3 protein-coding genes are annotated in these 3,837 nt (G+C 56.2%); 1 reads left to right on the forward strand and 2 read right to left on the reverse strand.

Translation table 11 applies throughout. From position 1 onward, the window contains the following. Positions 1 to 277: 277 nt before the first annotated feature. On the forward strand, positions 278 to 2,458 hold the full coding sequence (locus IBX59_RS14805; protein ID WP_296376941.1) for an ATP-binding protein: 2,181 nt from the start codon (positions 278 to 280) through the stop codon (positions 2,456 to 2,458). Here IBX59_RS14805 and IBX59_RS14810 read toward each other — a convergent pair. Both IBX59_RS14810 and IBX59_RS14815 read right to left on the reverse strand, forming a co-directional pair. Then, on the reverse strand, positions 2,432 to 3,451 hold the full coding sequence (locus tag IBX59_RS14810; RefSeq protein WP_296376943.1) for a glucokinase: 1,020 nt from the start codon (positions 3,449 to 3,451) through the stop codon (positions 2,432 to 2,434). The two genes, IBX59_RS14805 and IBX59_RS14810, sit on opposite strands and share 27 nt — an antisense overlap. Before the next feature lie 11 nt (positions 3,452 to 3,462). Next, positions 3,463 to 3,837 (reverse strand): family 1 glycosylhydrolase (locus IBX59_RS14815; RefSeq protein ID WP_296376945.1); only part of this gene is annotated, 375 nt, incomplete at its 5' end.

Genomic DNA, 3,837 nt, shown 5'->3' on the forward strand with positions numbered 1-3,837 from the left:
GCGCCGTCAGGCTGACAACCTATAAGTGTTGCCTGGTGATGTTTTATCTGTATTAATGATTTATTAATTAAATTGCCTCATGATCGTGCCGGTCAAGCAAGAGGGTTAAGTGGTGCCATCAGACCAGTCGTTCGAGGTGACGCGCGCATTTGCCCCTAGACGAAACCATCATTTGCTTGTGTTAGCCTTAGCGGGCCTTCTGTGTCTTGTGGTCGCTTTCAGTCTTCTACCGCTTGCCACACCTTTCTGGATGCGACTATCGATACAGATTGCCGGGATGATTTTATTGCTTTTGGCGGCAGGTCTGACTTTGCATCTTGGTTGGGGTGGTTTTTGGCGCAACCGCATAGATGCCGCAGCCCGCACCGCGATCAGGGCGGACCCCGATCATGCCTTTCTGACGGGCGCCACCGGCGTGGTGTGTGCCGCGAATGCTGTCGCGACCGATCGTTTTGGTCTTTGTGACGGTGCCGCCCTGTCCGATCTGCTAGGCAAGATGATTGCCAACCCCGAAGATGTCATGCGCCGCTTGCAGCACCGGGCAAAAGCCACAGGTGCCGCGAAAGAAAAAATTGTCACCCGCAATGGTCAATTTCGGTTGGGTTTGTCCGTATTTGCTGCTGATTGTCTGGTCTGGCGGCTAGACGATCTGGGTGATAGCGGGAATGCGCAGGCCGGCGATGCCGCTACTTTGCCGATGATGACCGTTGGCCCGAATGATACTGTCGTTCACATCAACGATGCCTGTCGCGATGTCTTGGGCCAACGGCCAAAGGCCTTGTCAGATGTGTTTCTGGACCTGCCGTTGGTCTCGGGGCAGATGCATACGGTGCAGACAACCAACGGGCCCGTGCGTGCGATTGTTGCCGTGATTACAGGGCGTGCTGACGGGCGCAACGTCATTGTTTTGCCTGGGAACAACATACAACAGGCTGCGCCGCCGTTGCGGGCCGGTTGGGACCAGATCGAACATTTGCCGGTGCCCCTGATGAAGATTGCACGCAACGGGTCTGTTCTTGGATCCAACCGGGAAGCGCGCCAATTAATGGGGATCGCCGACGATGCAGCAATGTTTCAGATCGCCGAACTTCTGGATGGTCTGGGGCGCCCGATCAATGACTGGCTTCGCGAGGCGGCAGAGGGCCGCGGCGGGCATGTATCGCATTTCTTGCGCGGGCGCGGCAAAAAACAGGACACCTTTGTGCAAGTCACGCTCAACCCTTCGGGTGATCCCGCTGACCAACATTTGGTTGCGGTTTTGAACGATGTCACCGAACTCAAAACACTGGAAGCGCAATTCGTGCAAAGCCAGAAAATGCAGGCGATTGGTCAGTTGGCCGGTGGCGTGGCGCATGATTTCAACAATCTGCTGACTGCAATTTCGGGCCATTGCGATCTTTTGCTACTGCGCCATGATGAAGGTGATCAAAACTATAGTGACCTGATCCAGATACACCAGAATGCCAACCGCGCGGCCAGCCTTGTGGGCCAGCTTCTGGCATTTTCGCGCAAACAGAATCTGCAACCTGAAGTCATCGATTTGCGTGAAACTCTGGCAGATTTGACCCATTTGCTGAACCGGCTTGTGGGCGAAAAGGTCACGCTGACATTGCATCATGACCCGGCGCTGGCGCAAATCAAGGCTGACAAACGGCAATTGGAACAGGTTCTGATGAACCTGGTCGTGAACGCGCGCGATGCAATGCCAGATGGCGGCGAAATCAAAATATCAACCGAAAACCTGACCCTTAAGACACAAATGATCAAGGATCGGGCCGTTGTGCCGATTGGTGAATATGTCGTGGTCAAGGTAGTTGACAGAGGGCATGGCATCCCGCCTGAAAAGCTGCCCAAGATCTTCGAACCGTTCTATACCACCAAGCGCACGGGTGAGGGGACGGGGCTTGGTCTCTCGACGGCTTATGGGATCGTCAAACAAACGGGTGGCTTTATTTTTGCGGAAAGCAAAGTTGACCAAGGCACGCAGTTTTCGCTGTTGTTTCCCAGCTTTGATCTGCCGGTCGCGGCCCCGATTTCCAGTTCCGATAGTGGTCCGCGGGTCATGAACACAAATGCCGACGGCGTCATCCTTTTGGTCGAAGACGAAGCGCCGGTAAGGGCTTTTGCATCGCGCGCCTTACGTTTGCATGGCTATACCGTGCTCGAGGCGGACTGTGCCGAGGCGGCGCTTGATCTTCTGGAGGATGCGGAATTGCAGGTTGATGTTTTTGTGACCGATGTCATCATGCCCGGTCTCGATGGGCCGACTTGGGTGCGCAAGGCACTGAAAAAGCGCGCGGAGACAAAGGTTGTTTTTGTGTCCGGATATGCCGAAGATGCTTTTGGCGATGGCAAACCGCAGATACCGAATTCGGTGTTTCTACCCAAGCCGTTTTCGCTAAACGCATTGACGATGACGGTTCAGCAGCAGCTAGAGGTCGGCGACCGTGTTGCGTGACGATGTGACGTCGTCGCCATTATCGCCGGTCAGGCCGACCAGATGCGCGGCTGATCCTGTCAATGCGGCATAATCATCTTCGATCACATTGACAGGGAAATTTCCCATGAACCCGGCAAACCGGCCTTTGTCACGAAACGCGTCACCAAATCCGAACCGGCTCAGATGCGGGGCAAAGGCGCGCGCGACCCCACCAACAAGATAAACGCCGCCAAAGGGCAGTTGGATCAACGCCATATTGCCACAAACCGTGCCCAATATCCGTGTGAACAGCCGTGCCGCCGCAACGGCCCGGTCGTCGCTATCATCATTGCAGGCGGCCATGATATCCTTGGCGGCACTTTCGCACGGGTCGTCGGCCTCGCGGCCCAGAAAGGCATAGACCCGTTCCAGCCCGCGGCCTGATAGCACATCCTCGACCGCGGGAAACCCGTGTGCGGTTGATACGAACTGGCACAGGCGCAATTCCATGGCGTCGCGGATCGGCAGGTTCGCGTGGCCGCTTTCGGATGGCGTGACGATGCGGCCCTGCGCCAGATCGAAAACCGGGGCCGTGTTAAAGCCTGTGCCGACGCCGATGACCAGCTTCGCGGCATTTTGATGCGCTGGCTGTCCGGGCAGAATGTTACGGATGTTGGCCGGGTCGATATGACCCAAGGCATGACCCTGCGCTTGCAGGTCGTTCAGGATCGCCACGGTTTCGGCGCCTGTGGCCCGAGCTAGCGTCGTCTTGTCAATCGTCCAATCGAGATTCGTCATTGTCGCGCGCCCATCGCGCACCGGCCCGGCAACAGCAACACAAGCAGCCTTGGGGTCAATCCCGCCTTCGTCGCCGATATAGCGTTGCAGCACGGATTCAAGGCCGGGAAAATCGCTGTTGGCATAACGCCGGATCGTGCCGTCAACGATGCTGCGGCCCTTTGCCAAGGCAACCCTTGTATTGGTGCCGCCGATGTCAGCCACCAGGGAATACATGTTCGCAGGATGTCCCATGTTCTTGCCCCTTATCTGGAAATTGCGGACTTCAGCGCGTGATAGGATGCCTTGGGCGTGCGCTGCAAGGTGTCAAAATCGACATGCACCATGCCAAAGCGTTTTTCATAACCAAAGGCCCATTCGTAATTGTCCAGCAACGACCAATAGAAAAAGCCCTGCACATTGGCACCATCCGCGATAGCCTGTTTGGCGGCCAGAAAGTGATCGGATACAAAGGCCACGCGCACAGGGTCATAGACCGCACCGTCTTCAACAGTGTCAGCCCATGCCATGCCATTTTCTGTAACAAAAATCGGCAGGTCGCCCACATAATCGCGCGCCATGCGCACCAGCACATCGTGCAACCCGTCGGGGTAGATTTCCCATCCCATCTGGGTCTTGTC

The sequence above is a fragment of the Yoonia sp. genome (assembly GCF_014859355.1).
Classification (GTDB): domain Bacteria; phylum Pseudomonadota; class Alphaproteobacteria; order Rhodobacterales; family Rhodobacteraceae; genus Yoonia.

Coding starts and splice junctions, on each gene's coding strand:
- IBX59_RS14805 (WP_296376941.1), top strand. CDS start 278: ATGATTTTATTGCTTTTGGCGGCAGGTCTGACTTTGCATCTTGGTTGG.
- IBX59_RS14810 (WP_296376943.1), bottom strand. CDS start 3,451: ATGGGACATCCTGCGAACATGTATTCCCTGGTGGCTGACATCGGCGGC.